The 22,166-nt window shown below is 66.3% G+C and carries 18 protein-coding genes; 9 read left to right on the top strand and 9 right to left on the bottom strand.

Features of this window, described 5'->3' with window-relative positions; all coding sequences use genetic code 11:
- Positions 1 to 12 precede the first annotated feature (12 nt).
- The 5 genes from hpnD to AC07S4_RS21605 all read left to right on the top strand — a co-directional run bounded on the left by hpnD (position 13) and on the right by AC07S4_RS21605 (position 4,154).
- Positions 13 to 846: a presqualene diphosphate synthase HpnD gene (gene hpnD, locus AC07S4_RS21625; protein ID WP_161073446.1), complete on the top strand. Its 834-nt coding sequence runs from the start codon at positions 13 to 15 to the stop codon at positions 844 to 846.
- A gap of 3 nt (positions 847 to 849) precedes the next feature.
- Positions 850 to 2,229, top strand: coding sequence for a hydroxysqualene dehydroxylase HpnE (hpnE, locus tag AC07S4_RS21620; protein ID WP_494988613.1), 1,380 nt, complete (start codon positions 850 to 852; stop codon positions 2,227 to 2,229).
- A gap of 137 nt (positions 2,230 to 2,366) precedes the next feature.
- Entirely contained in the window at positions 2,367 to 2,492 is a 126-nt protein-coding gene (locus AC07S4_RS21615; protein ID WP_494988612.1) for a hypothetical protein, read from the top strand.
- Positions 2,493 to 2,507: 15 nt separating this feature from the next.
- Positions 2,508 to 3,326: a DUF1700 domain-containing protein gene (locus AC07S4_RS21610; RefSeq protein ID WP_494988611.1), complete on the top strand. Its 819-nt coding sequence runs from the start codon at positions 2,508 to 2,510 to the stop codon at positions 3,324 to 3,326.
- A gap of 18 nt (positions 3,327 to 3,344) precedes the next feature.
- Positions 3,345 to 4,154, top strand: coding sequence for a head GIN domain-containing protein (locus tag AC07S4_RS21605; RefSeq protein ID WP_494988610.1), 810 nt, complete (start codon positions 3,345 to 3,347; stop codon positions 4,152 to 4,154).
- Here AC07S4_RS21605 and AC07S4_RS21600 read toward each other — a convergent pair.
- Positions 4,148 to 5,410, bottom strand: coding sequence for a TIGR03862 family flavoprotein (locus tag AC07S4_RS21600; RefSeq protein WP_494988609.1), 1,263 nt, complete (start codon positions 5,408 to 5,410; stop codon positions 4,148 to 4,150). The two genes, AC07S4_RS21605 and AC07S4_RS21600, sit on opposite strands and share 7 nt — an antisense overlap.
- Positions 5,411 to 5,490: 80 nt before the next feature.
- Between AC07S4_RS21600 and AC07S4_RS21595 the strand changes: the two genes are divergently transcribed.
- The gene (locus AC07S4_RS21595) at positions 5,491 to 5,724 is read left to right on the top strand and encodes a hypothetical protein (protein ID WP_494988608.1); all 234 of its coding nucleotides are present in this window, start codon (positions 5,491 to 5,493) and stop codon (positions 5,722 to 5,724) included.
- A 4-nt stretch (positions 5,725 to 5,728) separates the two neighbouring features.
- On the opposite strand, the gene moaD is transcribed toward AC07S4_RS21595, so the two are convergent.
- From moaD to thrC, 3 genes are read right to left on the bottom strand one after another with little or no spacing between them, the layout of a single operon-like run.
- Positions 5,729 to 5,986, bottom strand: a complete 258-nt coding sequence (gene moaD, locus AC07S4_RS21590) for a molybdopterin converting factor subunit 1 (protein WP_494988607.1) — start codon at positions 5,984 to 5,986, stop codon at positions 5,729 to 5,731.
- A 4-nt stretch (positions 5,987 to 5,990) separates the two neighbouring features.
- Complete coding sequence (locus AC07S4_RS21585) at positions 5,991 to 7,199, bottom strand: molybdopterin molybdotransferase MoeA (RefSeq protein ID WP_494988606.1); 1,209 nt, start codon at positions 7,197 to 7,199, stop codon at positions 5,991 to 5,993.
- Positions 7,200 to 7,202: 3 nt separating this feature from the next.
- The gene (gene thrC / locus AC07S4_RS21580; RefSeq protein ID WP_494988605.1) at positions 7,203 to 8,678 is read right to left on the bottom strand and encodes a threonine synthase; all 1,476 of its coding nucleotides are present in this window, start codon (positions 8,676 to 8,678) and stop codon (positions 7,203 to 7,205) included.
- 175 nt (positions 8,679 to 8,853) lie between these two features.
- Here thrC and AC07S4_RS21575 point away from each other — a divergent pair, with 175 nt between their 5' ends.
- The gene (locus tag AC07S4_RS21575; RefSeq protein WP_494988604.1) at positions 8,854 to 13,245 is read left to right on the top strand and encodes a DEAD/DEAH box helicase; all 4,392 of its coding nucleotides are present in this window, start codon (positions 8,854 to 8,856) and stop codon (positions 13,243 to 13,245) included.
- A gap of 2 nt (positions 13,246 to 13,247) precedes the next feature.
- On the opposite strand, the gene AC07S4_RS21570 is transcribed toward AC07S4_RS21575, so the two are convergent.
- The 3 genes from AC07S4_RS21570 to kbl form a co-directional block, all read right to left on the bottom strand.
- Positions 13,248 to 14,627 carry an L-serine ammonia-lyase gene (locus AC07S4_RS21570; protein WP_494988603.1) on the bottom strand — a complete coding sequence of 460 codons (1,380 nt, stop codon included), beginning with the start codon at positions 14,625 to 14,627 and terminating at the stop codon, positions 13,248 to 13,250.
- Between the two features lie 70 nt (positions 14,628 to 14,697).
- Complete coding sequence (locus tag AC07S4_RS21565; protein WP_494988602.1) at positions 14,698 to 15,660, bottom strand: NAD-dependent epimerase/dehydratase family protein; 963 nt, start codon at positions 15,658 to 15,660, stop codon at positions 14,698 to 14,700.
- Positions 15,661 to 15,682: 22 nt separating this feature from the next.
- Positions 15,683 to 16,888: a glycine C-acetyltransferase gene (kbl, locus tag AC07S4_RS21560; protein WP_494988601.1), complete on the bottom strand. Its 1,206-nt coding sequence runs from the start codon at positions 16,886 to 16,888 to the stop codon at positions 15,683 to 15,685.
- Between the two features lie 174 nt (positions 16,889 to 17,062).
- On the opposite strand from kbl, the gene AC07S4_RS21555 reads away from it, so the two are divergent.
- Positions 17,063 to 17,638 (top strand): helix-turn-helix domain-containing protein, encoded by a 576-nt coding sequence (locus AC07S4_RS21555; RefSeq protein WP_494988600.1) that lies wholly within the window; start codon positions 17,063 to 17,065, stop codon positions 17,636 to 17,638.
- Positions 17,639 to 17,679: 41 nt separating this feature from the next.
- On the opposite strand, the gene AC07S4_RS21550 is transcribed toward AC07S4_RS21555, so the two are convergent.
- Complete coding sequence (locus tag AC07S4_RS21550) at positions 17,680 to 18,882, bottom strand: ammonium transporter (protein WP_494988599.1); 1,203 nt, start codon at positions 18,880 to 18,882, stop codon at positions 17,680 to 17,682.
- 242 nt (positions 18,883 to 19,124) lie between these two features.
- Between AC07S4_RS21550 and AC07S4_RS21545 the strand changes: the two genes are divergently transcribed.
- A complete protein-coding gene (locus AC07S4_RS21545) occupies positions 19,125 to 19,679 on the top strand; it encodes a DUF5625 family protein (protein WP_494988598.1) in 555 nt (184 codons plus the stop codon).
- Here AC07S4_RS21545 and AC07S4_RS21540 read toward each other — a convergent pair whose 3' ends face one another.
- The gene (locus tag AC07S4_RS21540; protein ID WP_494988597.1) at positions 19,680 to 22,154 is read right to left on the bottom strand and encodes a zinc-dependent metalloprotease; all 2,475 of its coding nucleotides are present in this window, start codon (positions 22,152 to 22,154) and stop codon (positions 19,680 to 19,682) included.
- Between the last annotated feature and the right edge of the window lie 12 nt (positions 22,155 to 22,166).

The following is a 22,166-nucleotide window of genomic DNA, read 5'->3' as shown; positions in this document are numbered from 1 at the left end:
GCTTTTTTGACCATGTCACCAGACGAATACTGCCAGCAAAAAGCCGCCGCCAGCGGGTCCAGTTTCTACTACAGCTTCCTGTTCCTGCCACAGGAACGGCGCCGCGCCATCATGGCGCTGTACGCCTTCTGCCGCGAAGTGGACGATACGGTGGACGAATGCACCGACGAATCCGTGGCGCGCGTGAAGCTGGCGTGGTGGCGCAAGGAGATCTCCGGCATGTACGAGGGCAAGCAGGCGCACCCTGTCACGCAGGCGCTGCAGCCGCACCTGGCCACCTACAATCTGAAACAGGAGCATCTGCAGGCCATTATCGACGGCATGGAAATGGACCTGAACCAGACCCGCTACCTCGATTACGTGGGCATGTCCAAGTACTGCTGGCACGTCGCCAGCGTGGTGGGCATCCTGTCGGCCAGCATCTTCGGCATGAGCAATCCGCAAACCTTGCAGTTCGCCGAGAAGCTGGGCCACGCCTTCCAGCTGACCAATATCATCCGCGACGTGGGCGAAGACGCGCGCAAGGGCCGCATCTACCTGCCCGTGAACGAGCTGCAGCAGTTCAACGTCACCGCCGCCGATCTGCTCAATGCGCGCCACAGCGAGAACTTCGAGAACCTGATGAAGTTCCAGATCGCCCGCGCGCAAAAGGCCTACGACGAGGCGTTCGCCCTGCTGCCGAAGGAAGACCGCCGCGCCCAGCGCCCCGGCCTGATGATGGCGGCCATCTACCGCACCCTGCTGACGGAGATCGAGAACGACGGCTACCACGTGCTGACCCAGCGCATTTCGCTGACGCCGCTGCGCAAGCTGTGGCTGGCCTGGAAAACCTACATCCGTGGGTAAAAAGTGAACGCGCGCAGGGTTGCCGTCGCCGGCGGCGGCTGGGCTGGATGCGCAGCGGCCGTGGAGCTGGCGCGCGCCGGCTGCGAGGTGACGCTGCTGGAGTCCGCCCGCACCCTGGGCGGCCGCGCGCGCCGCGTGGATCTCGATGGGCGGCAAGTGGACAACGGCCAGCACATCATGCTGGGCGCGTATTCCGAATCGCTGCGGGTGATGAAACTGGCGGGCGTGGACATCCAGTCCGCCATGCTGTCCTTGCCGCTGCAGATGCGCTACCCGCCGGGCGCCGGCGGCATGGACTTCCTGGCGCCGCGCCTGCCCGCCCCGCTGCATCTCCTTGGCGCCCTGCTGCGAGCAAGCGGCCTGGCGCGCGAGGACAAAATGGCGCTGGCGCGCTTTTCCACCACGGCGCGCTGGATGGACTGGCGCCTGGACACCGATTGCAGCGTGGACGAACTGCTGGCGCGCTTCGACCAGACGCCGCGCCTGATCCAGCTGATGTGGCGCCCGCTGTGCCTCGCCGCGCTGAACACCCCCACCGAACGCGCCTCGGCGCAGGTGTTCCTGAACGTGCTGCGCGACAGCCTGGGCGCGCGCCGCAAAGCGTCCGACATGCTGATACCCCGCGCCGACCTGAGCGCCCTGTTCCCCGACGCCGCCGCCGCCTACATTGGCCGCCACGGCGGCGCGGTGCACACCGGCGCCAAAGTCACCGGCCTGGCCCCCCTGCCCGGCCGGCGCTGGCAGCTCGCCGCCACCGGCAGCGCGCTAGGCGATGCGCCCTGGACCGCAGAATTCGACGCCGTCGTCCTGGCCCATGGCGCCCCGGCCACCGCTGCCCTGCTGCGCAGCTTGCAGCTGGACGTGCAGGGAGAGCAGCTGGCAACCCAGCTGGAAGCGTTCACCCCGGAAGCCATCACCACCTGCTACCTGCAGTACGGCGCCGATGTGCGGCTCGGCCTTCCTTTCCACGCCCTGCTGGACAATCCGGCCAGCGGCCACTGGGGCCAGTTCGTCTTTGACCGTGGCCAGCTGGACACCGCGCAGGCGGGCCTGCTGGCGGTCGTTATCAGCGCCTCCGGTGCGGCGGCGGAGCTGGGCCAGGCCGCACTGGTCGCCGCCATCGCCGCACAACTGGCCGCCGTGCTGCGCCGCCCGGAACTGGCGCAGCCGTCCTGGAGCCGCGTCATCACCGAAAAGCGCGCCACCTATGCCTGCCGCCCCGGCCTGGACCGCCCGGCCAACGCCCCGCCCGCCCAGGGCAGCCTGGATGGCCTGTGCCTGGCGGGCGACTACACCGCCGGCGACTACCCCGCCACGCTGGAGAGCGCCGTGCGCAGCGGTGTGGCGGCCGCAAAAACCTTGCTTTCCAGCAAACATGCCTGACTTGAAGCCAGTCCCCGGCTATCCCCGCATTGCGTCGTCTGCCCCGTCATTTATGCATCCTGTCGCACGCCAGTGGTCTGTACAAGTTCGTTTGCGTACAGTTGCATCATCGGTAGTGACTCAATATGGAGCAGGAAATGACAATCGGACTGACTTTGAAAACCCTGGCAATCGTGGCGCTGGTCGCCGCAAGCACGGTCGTCATCGTGCTGAACGAACATGCCGGCACGGCAATTTCCATCGCGCAACACGCAGCGTTTTAACTGCAGGAGTTTTTAATGGATAAGCAGGCATACCTGGACGCGCTGCACAAGGCCCTGGCGGGACTGCCGCCGGAGACGATCGCCAAGACGCTGGCCTACTACGAGCAGCGTTTTGTCGACGGCGTGATGAGCGGGCGCACCGAGCAGGAGATTGCCTCCGAGCTGGGCGAGCCGCGCAAAATCGCCATGACGCTGCGCGCCAACGTCCACATGTCCGCCTTCGAGCAAAAGAAAACCCCGGTCAATGCGGCGCGGATGGCCGTGTCGCTGGTCGGCCTGGCCATCTTCAACCTGTTCATGGTGGTGCCGGCCATGGTGTACGCCGCGCTGCTGGGCACCATCTACGTGTGCGCCTTCGCTTTCTACCTGAGCGGCATCGTAGTCACCGCCAGCGGCCTGTCGGGCACCAATGAACTGGTGCTGGACGGTCCGCTGCGCGAAATGATCCAGTTCGATAACGACGACCACGACGGCCAGCGGATGCAGACCAAGGTCGCCATCGGCCACGACGGCATCCAGGTCTACCAGGAGCCGCTGGATGGCTACAAGGCCGCGCCTGCAGCCGACAACGACGGCGAAGACCAGGACGGCGGCGACGGTTCCAGCAGCCGCTCCGGCAAGATTATCGAAAAGGCCGAGCGCATGGCCAGCAGCGCGGTGCATATCACCACGGAGCTGGACGGCGAGTCGCGCACCACGCAGTCGGTGCTGGGCATGACACTGGTTATCGTCGGCATCCTGCTAAGCCTGATCAGCCTGGTGGTCACCAAATACACCATCATGGGCATCAAGCGCTATGTCCAGATGAACTTTTCCCTGTTGCGGGGCCGCTAAGGCGGACGGGAGCGAAACATGAAAGCCTTGTTCAAAGTCGGTATCAGCATGTTCCTGATGGCGTGCGTGCTGATCGCCATTTCCTACAGCATGCTGCGGGCGCACGGCGCCACCAACCCCTCCAGCGCGCAAGGCCGCGCGCCGGCCAGCGAAACCCGCGACATCGGCAATGGCATCACGTCGGTGGAGCTGAGCGGGCCAATCGACCTGACCCTGCGCCAGGGCGACAAGCCCTCCCTCAAGGTGCGCGGCGAGCAGCGCCTGCTGGGCAACGTCGAGACCGAGCAGGATGGCGACACGCTGCACATCGGCACCAAGGGCATGCTGTTCCACCATCGCCGCCCTTTGCAGGTGGAACTGGTGCTGCCTTCGCTGTCCGGCATCGAGATACACGGCAGCGGCGACAGCACGGTGAATGGCTTTAGCGGCGAGAAGCTGTCGGTGCAGATCCACGGGCCGGGCAACCTGAACTTCAACGGCCGCTTCAAGAAAGTCGATGCCGGGGTGCACGGCAGCGGCGACCTGACCCTGAATACCGGCGCCAGCGAAATTGTGACGCTGGAGATGGTGGGCTCGGGCCAGATCCGGACCAGCGGCAGCTGCAAGACCCTGAACGCCGAGCTGTCCGGTTCGGGCGACCTGGATGCGCAGCATCTGGCGTCGGATCAGGTGGTGGTGAGTTTGCGCGGTTCGGGCACCACCAATGTGTTCGCCCGCAAATCGGCCGAGCTCACGCTGAACGGCAGCGGCGACATCCGCGTGTTCGGCAACCCGGACAGCCGCAACGTGAGCCGCACCGGATCAGGCGAAGTAAGCTGGGATCATTGAGGCGGCCGGGCGAGCCAGCGCAGCACGTCCTCGCCCGCTTCCTGCCCGCTCGCCAGGCAAGCCGTCAGCAAGTATCCGCCGGTGGGCGCCTCCCAGTCCACCATCTCCCCCGCCACAAAGACCCCCGGCTTCGCCGCCAGCATCATCCCCTGCATCGATTCAAACCGCACGCCGCCGCCGGTGCTGATCGCCTCGTCCACCGGCCTGGTTGCGCGCAAGCGCACCGGCAGCATCTTCAGCACCTCCGCCAGGCGCGCCGGGTCCGCATACTCCTCCGCACTCGCGCACTCGCGCAGCAATCCCGCCTTCACGCCCTTGATACCCAGACGGCTTTGCAAATGGCTGGCCATGGAGCGCGAGCCGCGCGGGCGGCTGATCTCGTCCAGCACCCGCTCGGCGCCCAGGTCCGGCAGCAGATCCAGATAAATCACTGCGCTGCCATCCGCCGCGATCTGGTCGCGCAAGGCCGCCGACAGCGCATAAATCAAGCTGCCCTCAACGCCACTCGCCGTCACCACGAACTGCCCCTGCTTGCGGAACGGCAGTCCGTCCGCGCCGGTGGAAGTAATGGCCACGGTAGTCAGCGGCTCGCCCGCATACTTCGCGCTGAAATGCGCGCTCCAGTCCACGTCGAATCCGCAATTGGCGGCCACCAGCGGCGCCACTTCCACGCCCTGCTTCTCCAGCACCGGCACCCAGGCGCCGTCCGAACCCAGGCGCGCCCAGCTGGCCCCGCCCAGCGCCAGGATGGTGGCGTCGGCCTGCACGGCCAGCTCGCCGTCAGGCGTGTCGAGCAGCAGCGCGCCGTCCGCCCGCCAGCCGGTCCAGCGGTGGCGCTGGTGGAACTGCACGCCCAGCTCGCGCAGGCGGTGCAGCCAGGCGCGCAGCAGCGGCGCAGCCTTCATTTCGGTCGGGAACACGCGGCCCGAGGTGCCGACAAAGGTTTCTATGCCCAGGCCATGCACCCAGTCGCGCACATGCTGCGGGCCGAACGCGTCCAGCATGGGCCGCAGCTCGGCGGCGCGCTTGCCGTAGCGCGTAACAAATGTCTCATACGCTTCGGCATGGGTAATGTTCATGCCGCCGCGCCCGGCCAGCAGGAATTTGCGGCCCACCGAAGGCATGGCGTCGTACACATCGACCTGTACGGTAGAGCCGGGGGCGGTGCGCTGGGCCAGCGTCTGCGCGGCCATCAGGCCGGCCGGTCCGCCGCCGATGACGGCGACGCGGAAGCTATTTTTATTCTGAGACTGCATGGGGAAATCCGGGTGAAATATTGAGGCAATCCGGCATTCTAGGGCATACTGGCACGCATAGACCAATTTGGGAGGCAGTCATGGGCGCAGCATTCTGGATCAAGCGGTATTTGCTGGCGGCGGTGCCGCTGTTCGCCATCCTGGCGATCGTGGAATACGTGAAGGGGTCGACCGCTGCGGCGGACTTTCTGAGCGCCGCCTTGTGGGCCGCGATTGCGGCCGGGATCTTTGTGTTTACGCAGTACCGGCGCTACCGTAAAGGCATGGAATGCGCGGCCTGCGATGCGGTGGGCAAAAGCACCAAGCAGCCCTGAGTCCTCAGCCGCCGGTCACCGGCGGAAAGAACGCCACTTCCGCGCCATCCTGCACCGCAGTCTCCGGCTGGCACATCACCTGATTGCAGGCCATGCGCAAGGCGCGGCCTTCGCCCAGCGCCTGCGCCCACGCGCCGCCGCGTGCGACCAGCAGCGCGCGTATCGCCGCCACCGTATCCACGCCTGCCGGCAGTTCCAGCACTTCGGTGGACGTGCCCACCGCTTCCCGCACACTGGCGAAGAATTTCAGCGTTACATTCATATCGTCAAACCAATTCGGAAAACGGAATAAAGCGCACGACGTCGCCAGCCTGGATGGCCTGGCCTGGCGGATTGTCTATCAGCCCGTCGCCCCAGACGGTGGACGTCAGCACGCCCGAACTCTGGTTGCTGAACAGCTCCAGCCCGCCCTGCTGGTTCAGGCGCGCGCGCAGGAATTCATTGCGGCGGTCGGCCTTCGGCCAGTTGAAGTCGGCGCGCAGCTGATAGGCCTTGGGCGCCAGCGCGGCCGGGTCGCTCACCCCTTGCAGGCGCAGGATAAACGGCCGCACAAACAGCAGGAAGGTGACGAAGCTCGACACCGGATTGCCCGGCAGCCCAAGGAAGAAGGCGTCCTTCACTTCGCCGAAGGCCAGCGGCTTGCCCGGCTTGACGGCGATCTGCCACATATTCAGCTTGCCCTCCGCTTCCACCGCAGGCTTGATATGGTCCTCCTCGCCAACGGACACGCCGCCGGAGGTGATGATCAGGTCATTGCCTTCAGCGGCCTGGCGCAGCACGGAACGGGTAGCCTCCAGCGAATCCGGCACGATGCCGAAGTCGCTGATTTCGCAGCCCAGGTTTTCCAGCAGCGCGCGTATCGTGAAACGGTTGGAGTTGTAGATGGCGCCCGGCGCCAGCGGCTCGCCCGGCATCGCCAGCTCGTCGCCGGTGAAAAACACCGCCACGCGCAGCCTGCGCCGCACCGGCAGTTCGGCCAGGCCGACCGACGCGGCCAGGCCCAGTTCCTGGCTGCGCAAGCGCGTGCCGGCCGGCAGGATCACGCTGCCGTTGGTAATGTCCTCGCCCGCGCGGCGTATCCACTCGCCCGGCTTGGGCGCGTGCCTGACGGTGACGACGGCGCCCACCAGTTCGCACTGCTCCTGCATCACCACCGCGTCCGCGCCCTCGGGGATCAGCGCGCCGGTGAAGATGCGCGCCGCCGTGCCGGGCAGCAGCGGCTGGCCGACATGGCCGGCCGGAATCCGCTGCGACACCGTCAGCGTGGCCGCGCCGCTGGCGCAGTCGGCCGCGCGCACTGCGTAACCGTCCATCTGGGTGTTGTCGTGCGTGGGCACGTTCATGCCGGACACCTGCGCCTGCGCCAGCACGCGGCCGTTGGCCGCCAGCGTGGACAGCGTTTCAACCTCCGCCACGGGGCGCGCGGCGGCCAGCATGAAGTCCAGCGCCTCGCGCACCGGCATGAGAGGTTTCATTGCTTACAGTCCCGTGTTGGTGGAGATGTAGTCCTTCATCTTCGCCACGTCGGCCGGCATGACGACGAAACGCTGCGGCAGCGCCTCAATGTTCTCGAAACCGGCCGGACGCTCGGCGTCCTCGCCCAGCGCTTCCAGGATGGTTTCGTTGAACTTGGCCGCCAGCGCGGTTTCCAGCACGATCATGGTCACGCCCGGCTCCAGGTTCTCGCGCGCCACCTTGATGCCGTCGGCGGTGTGGGTGTCGATCACGATGCCGTAATCGTCGGCCACGTCGCGGATGGTGTCGAGGCGGTCCTGGTGGGTGGACTTGCCGGACTTGAAGCCGTACTGCGCCACCTTGGTGAACTCGTCGCCGTCGCTGCCGGGGTAGCCGGACAGGTCGAAGCCGCCGTGGGTTTCCACCTTGGTGAACAGGGCGCGGGTGCGCTCGGCGTCGCGGCCCACCAGGTCGTAGATGAAGCGCTCGAAGTTGGAGGCCTTGGAGATGTCCATCGACGGGCTGCTGGTGTGGTAGGTCTCGGCGGACTTGCGCACGCGGTACACGCCGGTGCGGAAGAATTCGTCCAGCACGTCGTTTTCATTGGTGGCGGCCACCAGCTTGGCGATAGGCAGGCCCATCATGCGGGCGATATGGCCGGCGCAGATATTGCCGAAATTGCCGGACGGGACGGTGAACGACACTTTCTGGTCGTTGCTGGTGGTGGCGGCCAGGTAGCCGCGGAAGTAGTACACCACCTGCGCCACGACGCGCGCCCAGTTGATGGAGTTGACGGTGCCGATCTTCTGCTTGGCCTTGAACGGCAGGTCGTTGGAGACGGCTTTGACCATGTCCTGGCAGTCGTCGAACACGCCTTCGACGGCGATGTTGTAGATGTTCGGGTCCTGCAGGCTGAACATCTGAGCGCTCTGGAAGGCGCTCATCTTCTTGTGCGGCGACAGCATGAAGACGCGGATGCCCTTCTTGCCGCGCATGGCGTATTCGGCGGCGCTGCCGGTGTCGCCCGAGGTGGCGCCGAAGATGTTCAGCTCAGCGTCCTTCTTGGCCAGCGCGTATTCGAACAGGTTGCCCAGCAATTGCATGGCCATGTCCTTGAACGCCAGCGTGGGGCCGTTCGACAGCGCCTGCAGCACCAGCTTCTTGCCCTTGGATTCTTCCAGCACGCGCAGCGGCGTGATCTCGGCAGCGGCTTCGCCTTCGCGCGCGTTGCGGTACACATCGGCGGTGTAGGTCTTGGCGGTGAGCGCCTTCAGGTCTGCTTCCGGAATGTCGGTGGCGAACTTCTTCAGGATCTCGAAAGCCAGTTCTGCGTAGGACAGCTTGCGCCATGCGTCCAGCTCGGCGCCCGTCACTTGCGGGTATTCGGTGGGCAGATACAGGCCGCCGTCCGGGGCGAGGCCGCCCAGCAGGATATCGGAGAACTGTTGCGGAGACTGCGATGCGGCCGACGCTGCGGCGCGGGTAGACACATATTGCATAGATGAGAAAGTCCGGTTGGCGTGCGAAATCGAGCGTCTATTATAGTGCGGCTCGGGTATCGGTGTTATATCGCATTGTTTTATGTATATTTCGAATATGGCCGCCACGCCGCGCGCTTGGCAAAAAGACCATCTGCTATGATCGGCTTTTTGCAGCCGAATGCAGCGAAATCCCATGAACCAGCGCGCACCCCTGGCCACCTTCGCCGGAGATTTCCACCCCGCCGTGGCGGCGTGGTTCGGCGCGGCCTTCCCCGCCGCCACCGAGGCGCAGCTGCGCGCCTGGCCGCTGATACAGTCCGGCCGCCCGACGCTGGTGGCCGCGCCCACCGGCTCCGGCAAGACCCTGACAGCTTTCCTGGCCGCCATCGACGCGCTGGTTCGCGAAAGCAGCACGGCACCGCTGCCGGACGAGACCCGGGTGCTCTACGTGTCGCCGCTCAAGGCGCTGTCGAACGATATCCGCCTGAACCTGGAAGCGCCGCTGGAAGGCATAGGCGCGCAGCTGGAGGCGATGGGCATGCCGCCGCACGGCATCCGCGCGGCCGTGCGCACCGGCGACACCACGCAGGCCGAGCGCAACGCCATGCGCAGGCGGGCGCCGCATATCCTCGTTACCACGCCCGAGTCGCTATACGTGCTGCTGGGCTCCGACAGCGGGCGCGCCATGCTGGCCAGTGTGCGCACCGTGATCGTCGACGAGATCCACGCGGTGGCAGGCGGCAAGCGCGGCAGCCATCTCGCCCTCAGCCTGGAGCGGCTGGACGCCTTGTGCGCGCAGCGGCCGGTGCGGGTGGGCTTGTCGGCTACGCAGAAACCCTTGTCCGCCGTTGCGGATTTCCTGGTCGGGGCCGGCGGCGAGTGCGCGGTGGTGGACGTGGGCCATGTGCGGGCGCGCGACCTGGCCCTGGAACTGCCGCCCGTGCCGCTGGAAGCCGTGATGGCGAACGAGGTATGGGACCGTGTCTACGACCGCATGGCCGAACTGGTGGTGCTGCACAGGACCACCCTCATTTTCGTCAACACGCGGCGCCTGTCGGAGCGCATTGCGCGCCATCTGGGCGAGCGGCTCGGCGCCGAGCATGTGGCGGCGCACCACGGCAGCCTGGCCAAGGAGTACAGGCTGGCCGCCGAGCAGCGCCTCAAGAACGGCCAGCTTCGTGTGCTGATCGCCACCGCCTCGCTGGAACTGGGCATAGACATAGGCGACGTGGACCTGGTATGCCAGGTGGGCTCGCCGCGCAATATCGCGGCGCTGCTGCAGCGCGTAGGGCGCTCGGGCCACCACGTGGGCGGCGTACCCAAGGGCCGTTTGTTCCCCACCTCGCGCGACGACCTGATTGAATGCGCCGCCTTGCTCGACTGCGTGCGGCGCGGCGAGCTCGATGCGCTGCGTATACCGGTGGCGCCGCTTGACGTGCTGGCCCAGCAGATCGTGGCCGAAGTGGCGAGCCGGGAATGGGGCGAGGACGAGCTGTTCGAGCTGATTCGTCGTGCGCAGCCCTACTCGCAGCTGGAGCGCAGCCGCTACGATGAGGTGCTGCGCATGCTGGCCGAGGGCTATACCACGCGCAACGGGGTGCGCGGCTCGTATCTGCACCGCGACGCGGCCAGCCGCTCTTTGCGCGGGCGGCGCGGCGGCAAGCTGGCCGCCGTCACGTCGGGCGGGACGATACCGGACAACGCGGACTACACGGTGCTGCTGGAGCCGCAAGGCCAATCCGTGGGCACCGTGAATGAGGACTTCGCGGTCGAGAGCCTGGCGGGGGACGTTTTCCAGCTTGGAAACACCTCCTACCGCATTATCAGGATCGACGCGGGCAAGGTGCGCGTGGAGGACGCGCATGGCGCGGCGCCCAATATTCCGTTCTGGCTGGGCGAGGCGCCCGGCCGCAGCGACGAATTGTCCGCCGGCGTGGCGCGGCTGCGCGGCGAGATAGGCCGCCAGCTGGCAGGGCCGGCCACGGCGGTTGGCGCCCATGGCGATGCCGGCGGGACCGGGGCTGGCGCCGCCGCGCTGGACCGCGCCGTGGCCTGGCTCGAAGAGCATCTCGGCATGAACGACGCCGCCGCGCGCCAGATTGTGGACTACCTGGCCGTGGCGCGCGCCGCGCTGGGCGAGCTGCCGACGCAGGACACGCTGATAATGGAGCGCTTCTTCGACGAATCGGGCGGCATGCAGCTGGTCATCCACGCGCCCTACGGCAGCCGCGTGAACCGCGCCTGGGGCCTGGCGCTGCGCAAGCGCCTCTGCCGCACCTTCAATTTTGAGCTCCAGGCGGCAGCCACCGAAGACGCCATCATCCTCTCGCTCTCGACCAGCCACAGCTTCCCTCTGGACGAGGTATGGCGCTACCTGCGCTCGGCCACCGCCGAAGGCATACTGGTGCAAGCCTTGCTCGACGCGCCGCTGTTCAACGTGCGCTGGCGCTGGAACGCCACCACTGCGCTGGCCCTGCCGCGCTTCACCGGCGGACGCAAAGTCGCGCCGCAGCTGCAGCGCATGAAAAGCGACGACCTGCTGGCGTCCGTATTCCCTGACCAGGCGGCGTGCCTGGAAAATATTGTCGGCGAGCGTGAGCTGCCCAACCACCCGCTGGTGGACCAGACCCTGGACGACTGCCTGCACGAGGCCATGGACAGCGAAGGCTGGCTGGCGCTGCTGCGGCGCATGGAGGCCGGCGAAGTAAAGCTCATCGAGCGCGACCTGCCCGCGCCCTCCCCGCTTGCGATGGAGATCCTCAACGCGCGCCCCTACGCCTTCCTGGACGACGCGCCGCTGGAGGAACGCCGCACGCAGGCGGTGATGGCGCGCCGCTGGACCGACCCTGCCTCCGCCGGCGACCTGGGAGCGCTGGACGCGGACGCCATCGCCGGCGTGGCGGAGGAAGCCTGGCCGCTGGCGCGCAACGAGGACGAAATGCAGGAAGCGCTGGTCGCCCTGGCGTGCCTGAGCAACGACGAAGCGCTACGGCAGGACGGCTGGCCCGCCATGCTCGCCGCGCTGGCCAGGCAAGGCCGCGCCACCCGCTTGCGTGACGGGTGCGTCGACATCTGGGTTGCGCTGGAGCGCCTGGACTGCCTGCAAGCGGCCTACCCCGGCGCGACCGCATCCCCCGTCCTCGCTATCCCCGACAGCCATCGCGGCAACGGCTCCGAAGACTGGACGCGCGACACTGCGCTGACCGAACTGCTGCGCGCCCGCCTCACCGGCTTCGGCCCGCAACCACTGGCCGCCATAGCCCAACCGCTGGCGCTGCCCGAAAGCACCGCCGCCATCGCCCTGTCCCAGCTGGAGAGCGAAGGCTACGTCATGCGCGGCCACTTCACGCCCGGCGTGGCGGTCGAAGAATGGTGCGAACGCCACTTGCTGGCCCGCATCCACCGCTACACCATCAAACGCCTGCGGCGCGAAATCGAGCCCGTGGAGCAGCAAGACTTCATGCGCTTCCTGTTCGACTGGCAGCACCTCACGGAAGACACGCAGCTGCAAGGCCAGGACGCGCTGCCGCAAGTCCTGGCGCAGCTCGAAGGCTACGAGGCCGCCGCCGGAGCATGGGAAAGCGACCTGCTTGCGCTGCGGATGCGCGACTACTCCATCCTGTGGCTGGACGACCTGTGCCGCGCCGGCAAAACGGTATGGACCCGCATCGGCGCGCCACGCTCGGCGGCCAGCGGCCCTGTGCGCAGCACGCCCATCGTGCTGCTGCCGCGCAGGCAGACCGCGCTATGGCACGAGCTGGCCCCCGACGCGGGCGCACCCGAAATCTCCCCGCGCGCCACCGACGTGCTGGCGCTGCTGCAACGCCACGGCGCCATGTTCTTCGACGAATTGCAGCACGACGTGCGCATGCTGCCGGTGGAACTGGAGAACGCGCTGGGCGAGCTGGTGGCCACAGGACTGGTCAACGCGGACAGCTTCGCAGGCATGCGCGCCATGCTGCTGCCCGCGTCCAAGCGCGCCAGCAACGACAAGCGCCGCCGCCGGGGCGCAGGCCCCAGCATGGAGGAAGCTGGACGATGGGCGCTGGTGCGGCGCAGCGGTTCGGAAGTAGCCAGCACGCCCGCCCCCGCGCCCGCCCCAGGCAAACCAGCGCGCAAGCCGCGCACCGATCCCGCCACGCTGGAGCACGTGGCCATGACGCTGCTGCGCCGCTACGGGGTGATGTTCTGGCGTTTACTGGAGCGGGAAGCGGCATGGCTGCCGTCGTGGCGGGAACTGCTGCCGGTCTACCACCGGCTCGAAGCCCGGGGCGATATACGCGGCGGGCGCTTCGTGGCTGGCTATTCAGGCGAACAGTTCGCCCTGCCCGAAGCCATCCCGCTGCTGCGCGAGGTGCGGCGGCGGGCGCACGACGGAGGCCTGGTGTGCCTGTCCGGCGTGGACCCGCTCAACCTCAGCGGCACCCTGCTGCCGGGCGAGAAAGTCCCCGCACTGCCCGGCAACCGCATCCTGTTCCGTGACGGGCTGCCGGTGGCAACCGTCATTGCAGGGAAAATCGCCTACCTGTCACCGCCGGGTGCGGAACGCGAGCTGCTGCACGCGCATCTGGTTCGCCGGAGCTGAGATCAGCAGGCGGCGTGGTTGACGGTAACCACGTGGATGGCCAAGCCGCCCAGTGAAGTTTCCTTGTATTTGGCCTGCATGTCCGCGCCGGTCTGGCGCATGGTTTCGATCACCTCGTCCAGGCTGACGAAATGGGTGCCGTCGCCCTTCAGCGCCAGCGATGCGGCGGTAATGGCCTTGACCGCGCCCATGCCGTTGCGCTCGATGCACGGAATCTGCACCAGGCCGCCGATAGGATCGCAAGTCATGCCCAGGTGGTGCTCGATGCCGATTTCCGCCGCGTTCTCGATCTGCAGATTGCTGCCGCCCAGCGCAGCCACCAGGCCCGCCGCCGCCATGGCGCAGGCCACGCCCACTTCGCCCTGGCAGCCGATTTCAGCTCCCGAGATGGATGCGTTGCGCTTGCACAGCATGCCGATTGCGGCCGCCGTCAGCATGAACTCGCGCACGCCCTTCAACGGGTCGCTGGGATGGCAATCCTCGGCGTAGTAGCGCAGCACAGCGGGGATGATGCCCGCCGCGCCGTTGGTCGGCGCCGTCACCACGCGGCCGCCGGCGGCGTTTTCCTCATTGACCGCCATCGCATACAGGCTCACCTGGTGCAAGGCGTCGTGCGGCAATTCGTTGCTGCGGTCGCCGCCCTTGGCCTGGCGCCACAGGTCGGCCGCGCGGCGCTTAACTTTCAGGCCGCCCGGCAGCTGGCCCGACGTTTCAAGGCCATGGTTGATGCAGTCGCGCATGACCTGCCAGATGCGGTCCACGCCTTCGTTCAGCTCCTGCTCGGATACGCGCATCAGCTCATTTGCGCGCAGCATTTGCGGGATAGTGAGGCCGGTGCGCTTGCCGTGCTCCAGCAGCTGCGCCATCGTATCGAAAGGATACGGCAGTTCCACCGGCGTCTTGCCGGCGATGCCGCCGGTCTCGCCTTCTTCGCGGATAAAGCCGCCGCCGATGGAGTAATACACTTTGCTGAAGGTACTGCCGTCGGCGCGCTTGAGCGTAAAGCGCATGCCGTTCGGGTGCTCGGGCAGCGTTTCGCTTTTGAAGAACAGCAGATTGGCGGCGGCGGTGAACGGCACGGCGCGCTCGCCGAGCAGTTTCAGTTCCTTCTTGTCCTCGGCCGCAGCCAGCATGGCGTCCACCTGGGTGGGCGCCACATGCTGCGGCGTTTCGCCCATCAGGCCCAGGATCACCGCCTTGTCGGTGGCGTGGCCTACGCCGGTCAGCGCCAGCGAACCATACAGCGCGGCCTCCACGCCCACCACGTCATCCAGCGGACCGGCGTCGACCAGGAAACGGCGAGCCGCCACCATCGGTCCCACCGTGTGGGAACTGGATGGCCCTATGCCGATTTTAAACAGGTCGAAAACGCTCATGTCCATTGGATGTCTCTTTCTTTTTTATAGTGGCGCAGGCTTGTGGCCTGTTTATAGTGGCCTGCTCATTGGCAGCTTATGCTGCCTGGCCCAGACTGACGTCGATGTTCGCCAGCATGTCCTTGACCATTTCCTCGGTGCTGATGCGTGCACGCCAGCCCCAATCGGCCGTCGCGTGGCAGTCGTCCAGGCTGTGCGGCCAGGTGTCGGCAATCGCCTGGCGGCTGTCCGGCTTGTACTCAATTTTAAAGCCCGGTACGGCGCGCGCAATCGCTTCCGCCAGTTGCTCGGGGTTGAACGACACGCCCGCCACATTGTACGAGGAACGCACCTTGATCTGCGCCGCAGGCGCTTCCATCAGTTCCACGGTCGCGCGGATGGCGTCCGGCATGTAGATCATCGGCAGCGTGCTCTTCGGGCCGAGGAAGCATTGGTAGGTCTCGCCGCGCAGCGCAGCGTGGAAGATGGCGATGGCGTAGTCGGTGGTGCCGCCGCCCGGAGGCGACTTGTAGCTGATGATGCCGGGGTAGCGGATGCTGCGCACGTCCACGCCGTATTTCAGGAAGTAGTACTCGCACAGGCGCTCGCCGGCCAGCTTGCTGATGCCGTAGATGGTGGTCGGGTCCATGATGGTCAGCTGCGGCGTGTCGTGCGACGGCGTGTTGGGCCCGAAGGCAGCAATCGACGACGGCCAGAACACGCGCAGCGGCTTGCCTTCCTCGCCGCGCACGCGCGCCACTTCGAGAATGTTCAGCAGGCCGTCCATGTTCAGCGTCCAGGCTTTCAGCGGCGCCGCTTCGCCGGTGGCCGACAACATGGCGGCCAGCTGGTACACCTGGGTGATGTTTTCGGAAGCCACCAGGGTCTCCAGGGCTTCCTTGTCCAATACGTTGAGCACCTGGTAGCGTGCCGCGTTGTAGACGTTGTTGGCGCCGATGTCGGTGGCGATGACGTTCTGGGCGCCGTGTTTCTGCGCCAGCGCGTCCACCAGTTCACTGCCGATCTGGCCGTTGGCGCCGATTACTAAGATGCGTTCCATGCTGTTCTTTCTGTTCTTTGATTTAGTTCTTCAGCAAGCCGAGTTCACGGCCTGCCTGCTCGAATGCTGCGAGTACGGTGTCCAGCTGTTCGCGGGTATGGGCGGCGGAGAGCTGCACACGGACGCGGGCCTGGCCCATCGGTACTACCGGGTAGAAGAAGCCGCTGAGCAAAACGCCCAGCTCATACATTCGTGCAGCGAACTTCTGCGCCACGGGCGCTTCGAACAGCATGACCGGCACCACAGGGTGGGTGCCCGGCTTGATGGTGAAACCAATGCGCTCGATCTCCTTGCGGAAATGGGCGGTGTTTTCGTGCAGGCGGTCGCGCAGCTCGGTGGAGGCGGACAGGCGCTTGAGCACTTCCAGCGACGCGCCGGCAATCGACGGCGCCAGCGTGTTGGAGAACAGGTAAGGACGCGACTTCTGGCGCAGCGTGTCGATCACTTCCTTGCGGCCGGAGGTGAAGCCGCCCATGGCGCCGCCCAGGGCCTTGCCCAGCGTGCCGGTGATGATGTCGATCTTGCCCACCACGTTGTGATGCTCGTGCGTGCCGCGGCCGGTCTTGCCCATGAAGCCGGAGGCGTGGCATTCATCGATCATCACCAGCGCGCCGTACTGCTCGGCCAGCGCCACGATCTTGTCCAGCTGGGCGATGGTGCCGTCCATGGAAAACACGCCGTCGGTCACGATGATCTTGTTGCGCTTGCCGGATGCGTCCTGCAGCTGCTTTTCCAGGTCGGCCATGTCGTTGTGGGCGTAGCGGAAGCGCGCGGCCTTGCACAGGCGGATGCCGTCGATGATGGAGGCGTGGTTCAGCGCATCGGAAATGATGGCGTCGTTCTCGTCGAACAGCGGCTCGAACACGCCGCCGTTGGCGTCGAAGGCGGCCGCGTACAAGATTGTGTCTTCGGTGCCGAGGAAGGCGGAAATGGCCTGCTCCAGCTCCTTGTGCACCGTTTGCGTGCCGCAGATGAAACGCACCGAGGACAAGCCGTAGCCGTATTTTTCGGTCGCGTCGATGGAAGCCTGGGCCACCCACTCTTCGCCGGACAGGCCCAGATAATTGTTGGCGCACATATTAATCAGCGTGCGGCCGTCCTGCGCCACCACCTCGGCGCCCTGGCGGGAAGCAATCACGCGCTCCGGCTTGTACAGGCCCTGCTCGCGCAGGCTGTCCAGATTCTGCTGCAGGCCGGTGTAGAAAGCGTTTTTTGCTTGGTCGCTCATGATCTTCCTCTTTTGGTGGTGTGGGGTTATGCTGTGAGTGTCTTGGAGTTTACTCCACTTTTTTCACCGCACTCCTCGAATCCGCTATTTCGAACTCAAGTTCAATATATCGAATCCTACCGGACTCCATTGAACATTGCAACACTTTGCACTATATCGAAGAATGAAAAACGCATGAAAGCAGCCTCCACGAATAACGCCCCGCCGGAAGTCGGCGCCGCCCTGCAACGCCTGCGCCTGGCGCGCGGGCTGACACTGGAAGACCTGTCGCGCATAGCGGGCGTGTCCAAGTCCATGCTGTCGCAGATCGAGCGCGAAAAGGCCAATCCCACCATCGCCATCACCTGGCGCCTGGCCAATGCGCTGGGCGTGCCGATCGGCGAGCTATTGGACGAACCGGGGAAAATTGTCGAAACCATACGCGTGCTGGACGCGCACGAAACCCCCACCCTGCCCGGTGCGCACGCCGGCTACACGATGCGCATCCTGGGTCCGATGGAACTGGCGGGAAAATACGAGTGGTATGAACTGACGCTGGCGCCGGGCGGCGAGCTGGTGTCCCAAGCCCATGACCCCGGCACCACCGAGCATTTGACGGTGCTGCACGGCTCCATGGAGCTGGAAGTGGGCGGCACCAAGAAGAAGGTCAAGCTGGGCGGCACCGCCCGCTACCCCGGCGACCTCGATCATGCCATCCGCAACGCGGGCAAGACCGAGGCCAAGGCATTGCTGGTCGTGATCCACCGCTAAGTGGCAGCAAGGCTATGCGCTGGCGCGCATAGCCGCCGGAATCACCAGTTCGACTCGCGCTCCGGGGTGGAAGTGATGCGGTGCACCGACAGGTCGGCGCCCTGGAATTCCTGCTCGGGGTCCAGGCGCAGGCCCATGGTGGCTTTCAGCGCGCCGTAGATGGCGAAACCGGAGGCGCCGGCGATGGCCACGCCCAGCAAAGTGCCCAGCAGCTGCGGCACGAAGGCCACGCCGCCCATGCCGCCCAGCCCTTTCAGCCCGAAAATGCCCGCCGCGATTCCGCCCCAGGCGCCGCACAAGCCATGCAGGGGCCACACGCCGAGCACATCGTCGATCTTCCATTTATTCTGCGCCAGCGTGAACATCCACACGAAGATGGCGCCGGCGATGCCGCCGGTGACCAGCGCGCCCAGCGGATGCATCAGGTCGGAACCCGCGCACACCGCCACCAGGCCGGCCAGCGGGCCGTTGTAGGCGAAGCCGGGGTCGTTCTTGCCCATCAGCACGGCCACCAGGGTGCCGCCCACCATCGCCATCAGCGAGTTCACGGCCACCAGGCCGTTCATCTTGTCCAGCGCCTGCGCGCTCATCACGTTAAAGCCGAACCAGCCCACGGTCAGTATCCACGCGCCCAGCGCCAGGAAAGGGATCGACGAAGGCGGATGCGCCGCGATGGCGCCGTTCTTCATGTAGCGGCCACGGCGCGCGCCCAGCAGCAGCACGGCGGGCAGCGCAACCCAGCCGCCCATCGCGTGCACCACCACGGAACCGGCGAAGTCATGGAACTCGGCGCCAAAGCTGTGCAGCAGCCAGTCCTGGAAGCCGAAGCGGTGGTTCCACACCATGCCTTCAAAGAAGGGATAGACAAAGCCCACCAACAGCGCGGTGGCGATCAGCTGCGGATGGAAGCGCGCCCGTTCGGCGATGCCGCCGGAGATGATGGCGGGGATGGCGGCGGCGAACGTTAGCAGGAAGAAGAATTTCACCAGCTCGTAGCCGTTTCTGGCCGCCAGCACGTCCGCGCTGGAGAAAAAGTGCACGCCGTAAGCGATGCCGTAGCCGATAAAGAAATAGGCGATGGTGGACACCGCGAAGTCGACCAGGATTTTCACCAGCGCGTTGACCTGATTCTTCTTGCGCACCGTGCCTAGCTCGAGAAACGCAAACCCCGCATGCATCGCCAAAATCATGATGGCGCCAAGCAGGATAAACAGCGCGTCCGCACCAGAATTGTTACCAGCCATACAGCCACTCCCCAAAAAGATGCATGATTAAATAAAGACTATGCATTTAAGCAAAAGTCGTACCAATTTGGTGCGGATTGCTAAGCGTTTGATTTCAAGGGGTTTCCGGTTTGCACCAAGCGCCATGGAACGGTGCGGGCGCACCACGACAGGGCGCTTTCATGGTGCGCAATAGCTGGTGACGGCGCGGCAGAGACGGGGCATACTTGGCGCTCTGCAATGAAATGGAGCATCTCGCCGCCATGGGTCCTCTCGCTTACTCGCTGTGCCAGAAATCCGTCATCGGCGTCGGCATGTTTATCACCGGCCTATGCGCGTTCTCGCCGCTGATACCGGACACGCCGCTGCCCCTGTCCACGGCGGCGCCCACGGTCACGGTGCCATTTACGGTGCCGGTGGACAAAAGCTACGAGTTCGACCTGCGCTTCGTCCCGCAAGCGAAGGAAGACCTGCAGCGCATAGGCCAGGTGGCCGGTACCCGCTACGACGGCGACTATTGCGAGGGCAAAACCAGCTACGCGGACATACCGCTGGCGCGGCGCGAAGGGCTGGGCCAGCCCATACCGGTGCGTGTGGTGGTGCGGAGCCGGCCGGGCGGCGCGGTGGTGGTCGACCAGACCTTCGTCTCGCTATGCAAATTCGCCGCCGGCGGGGCGGACATGGCGGTGCTGCGGAGGATAGGCCGGATCGACCTGGTGCGCGGCGACTACAGCGCCGAGGTGTCCAGCCCCGGCGCGCTGCCGGAGCTGGCCGGCATCAAGACCTCATTCATGCTGGTGTCCGGGCACGCCAAATAATCAGATCGGCGCGCCGGGCGGAACCGCCGGCATGGCGCGCAGCTTCACGCTGCGGGGATCGGTCAGATAGGCGCGCACCAGTTCCATCGCCTGTTTGCGGCTGCTGGCCGTCGCGCCCTGGCCCGGGTTCTTTGCCAGCCAGGCGGCAAACTCGCCCGCCACGCCGCGCAGTTCGGCTTGCACGCCTGCGTGCAGCTTGCCGGCTTCGAGCAGATTCAGCATGCCGTCCAGCAGCACCCAGTTGGCGGCGATCTGCACCGTTTCGCCGCCAACGATAGCGGCAGGCACGGGCTCGCGCTTCCAGCTGCGCTGCAGCAGCAGGCCGACCGTCTCGGCCGCACCGGGTAGCTGCGCATCGCGCGCATGCTGCCAGGACAGGCGGTTCATGCGCGCCGCGTCCAGCAGGAAGCCAACGCTTTGCGCGGCGCCCGCCTCCGCTGCCGACAACGCGTCGAACACGCTGTCCATCCGGGTCTGGAAATATTCCCGGTTGCGTTCGAAGCCTTGCGCGGGCGGCGTGAGCAGGTCTAGCACGTTGGCCGGCAACGCCAGGTATTCGGCGCGCAGCGTGTCCGCCAGGCGGGACAAGGCCTGGCGCTGCGTGCCCGCGGGGACGACGCGCACGCCGCCTTTCGCCAGGCCGGATTTGATGTCGCCGCTGGTGGTGTATTCAAAATCGCCGCCGCCAAGCAGGCGCGCCAGCGCTTCGCCCTGGTAGCGCTGCAGCAGGTAGACCGGCACCAGCCGCGCTTCCAGCTCGCCGGCCTGGCGCTCATTGGGCAGCACGTCGAAGGAAAACTGCTCCAGCGCGCGGCGGCGCACGGCGCTCAATCCGTCCCAGGTCTTGATGGAATCCGGGCCGAAGTCCCACAGCAGGCCTTGCGGATGCACGGAACCGGCCGAGCGGGCGTCGCTGTCGCTGGTGTATTCGAGGCCTGCGGCCCGTGCTTCCGCTCGCAGCTTGGCCAGTGCAGCCTGTTCGTCGCCGGGGAACTGGCCGTAGATGTGCTTGACGATGTAGTCGTCCCAGGGGCCGACGCCGACACCGTAGGCATCCTGCAGGTCGATCCCGCCCTGGGCATCGAGCTTGAGGATGGGATGCGGATAGTCCATCACCGAGCCGTTGGCGTGGCGGCTGGCCGAGAAGTTGTGCGCGAAGCCCAGTGTGTGGCCCACTTCGTGCGCGGACAGTTGGCGCAGGCGCGCCAGGGCCATGGCTTCGGCCAGCTTCTGCTTGTCGGCGCCGCCGGTCTTTCCATAGGGCGCCAGCAGGCTTTCGGCGATGAGGATGTCCTGCCGCACGCGCTGCGAGCCGAGGTTGACCGCGCCCCGGATGATCTGGCCCGTGCGCGGATCGGCCAGCGCATTGCCGTAGGACCAGCCGCGCGTGGCGCGATGGGTCCAGGTGATGACGTTGTAGCGCACGTCCATCGCATCGGCACCCTCTGGCAGCAGTTCGACGCGGTAAGCGTCCTTGAAGCCGGCCTTCTCGAAGGCGCTGGCCCACCAGCGCGCGCCGTCCAGCAAAGCGCTGCGCACCGGCTCGGGCGCGCCCCGGTCCACGTAGTAGACGATGGGTTTTTTCACTGAGGAGGGCGCGCCGGCCGCCACTGCGGCGGGGTCGGACTTCTCCAGCCGGTGGCGCACTTGCCAGCGCACGTCCAGGCTCTTGGCCAGCGGCGTGGCAAAGTCGTAGTAGCCGGTGTCGAAGCCGCCGGAGGCCGGATGGTAGCTGCGCGGGCTGTAGGCGGCAGCGTCGGGCAGGCGCACCAGGCTGATGTGCTGGCGCAGGGACAGGCTGGCCGGATCGGCCGCCACCTGCTTGACGAAGTCGCCCTGGCCCGGTCCCTGGAAAGTGAGCAAGGCCTCCAGTTCGGTGTTGTCAGGGAAGCTCTTGGCCAGCGCGGGCAGCACGGCGCTACGCTTCGCATCCACGCCGTAGGCGCCCTGCTTCGCGCCAGCAAGGCGGCTGGCCACGCCGTGCTGGTCGGCCAGCAGGAAGCTGGAGAAATCCACCAGGTGCTTGCCGCCGTCGCTGGCAAGGATATCGCCAGCCCACAGTACGGCGCCGGCGAAGGACTCCGCGACGGCGGCGCGCTCATCGGCATCGCGCGAGTTGGCGACGAAGCGCGTGTTGTCCTGCACCAGGAACAAGCGGCTGCCGTGCTTCTGGAAGCGCACCATCTTCACCTCGCCGGGCTGGCCCCGGTCCAGGCCCACATCGTTCGAGCCCAGCGCGTATGGCAGCGAGCTCACCAGCAAAAAAGGCTGGTCCAGCGCGGCCACGGAGAGCAGCACCCTGCCCTTGTCGCCATCGCGCCAAACGTCGATAAATCCGGGCGCCGCCTGCAGGCCCCGGGTATGGTCCGCCAGCGTCCTCGGCGCCTCGGCGGCAAACGAAGGAGCGGCAATCAGCAATTGCGCAGAAAACAAGGAAACAAGCAGCGAAACGGGCAGCGAGGCAGGCTTGGTCATGAGCGTCATCCG

The organism is Pseudoduganella sp. GW821-FHT05F09 (assembly GCF_059419605.1).
This window is presented reverse-complemented; position numbering and strand designations above follow the sequence as displayed.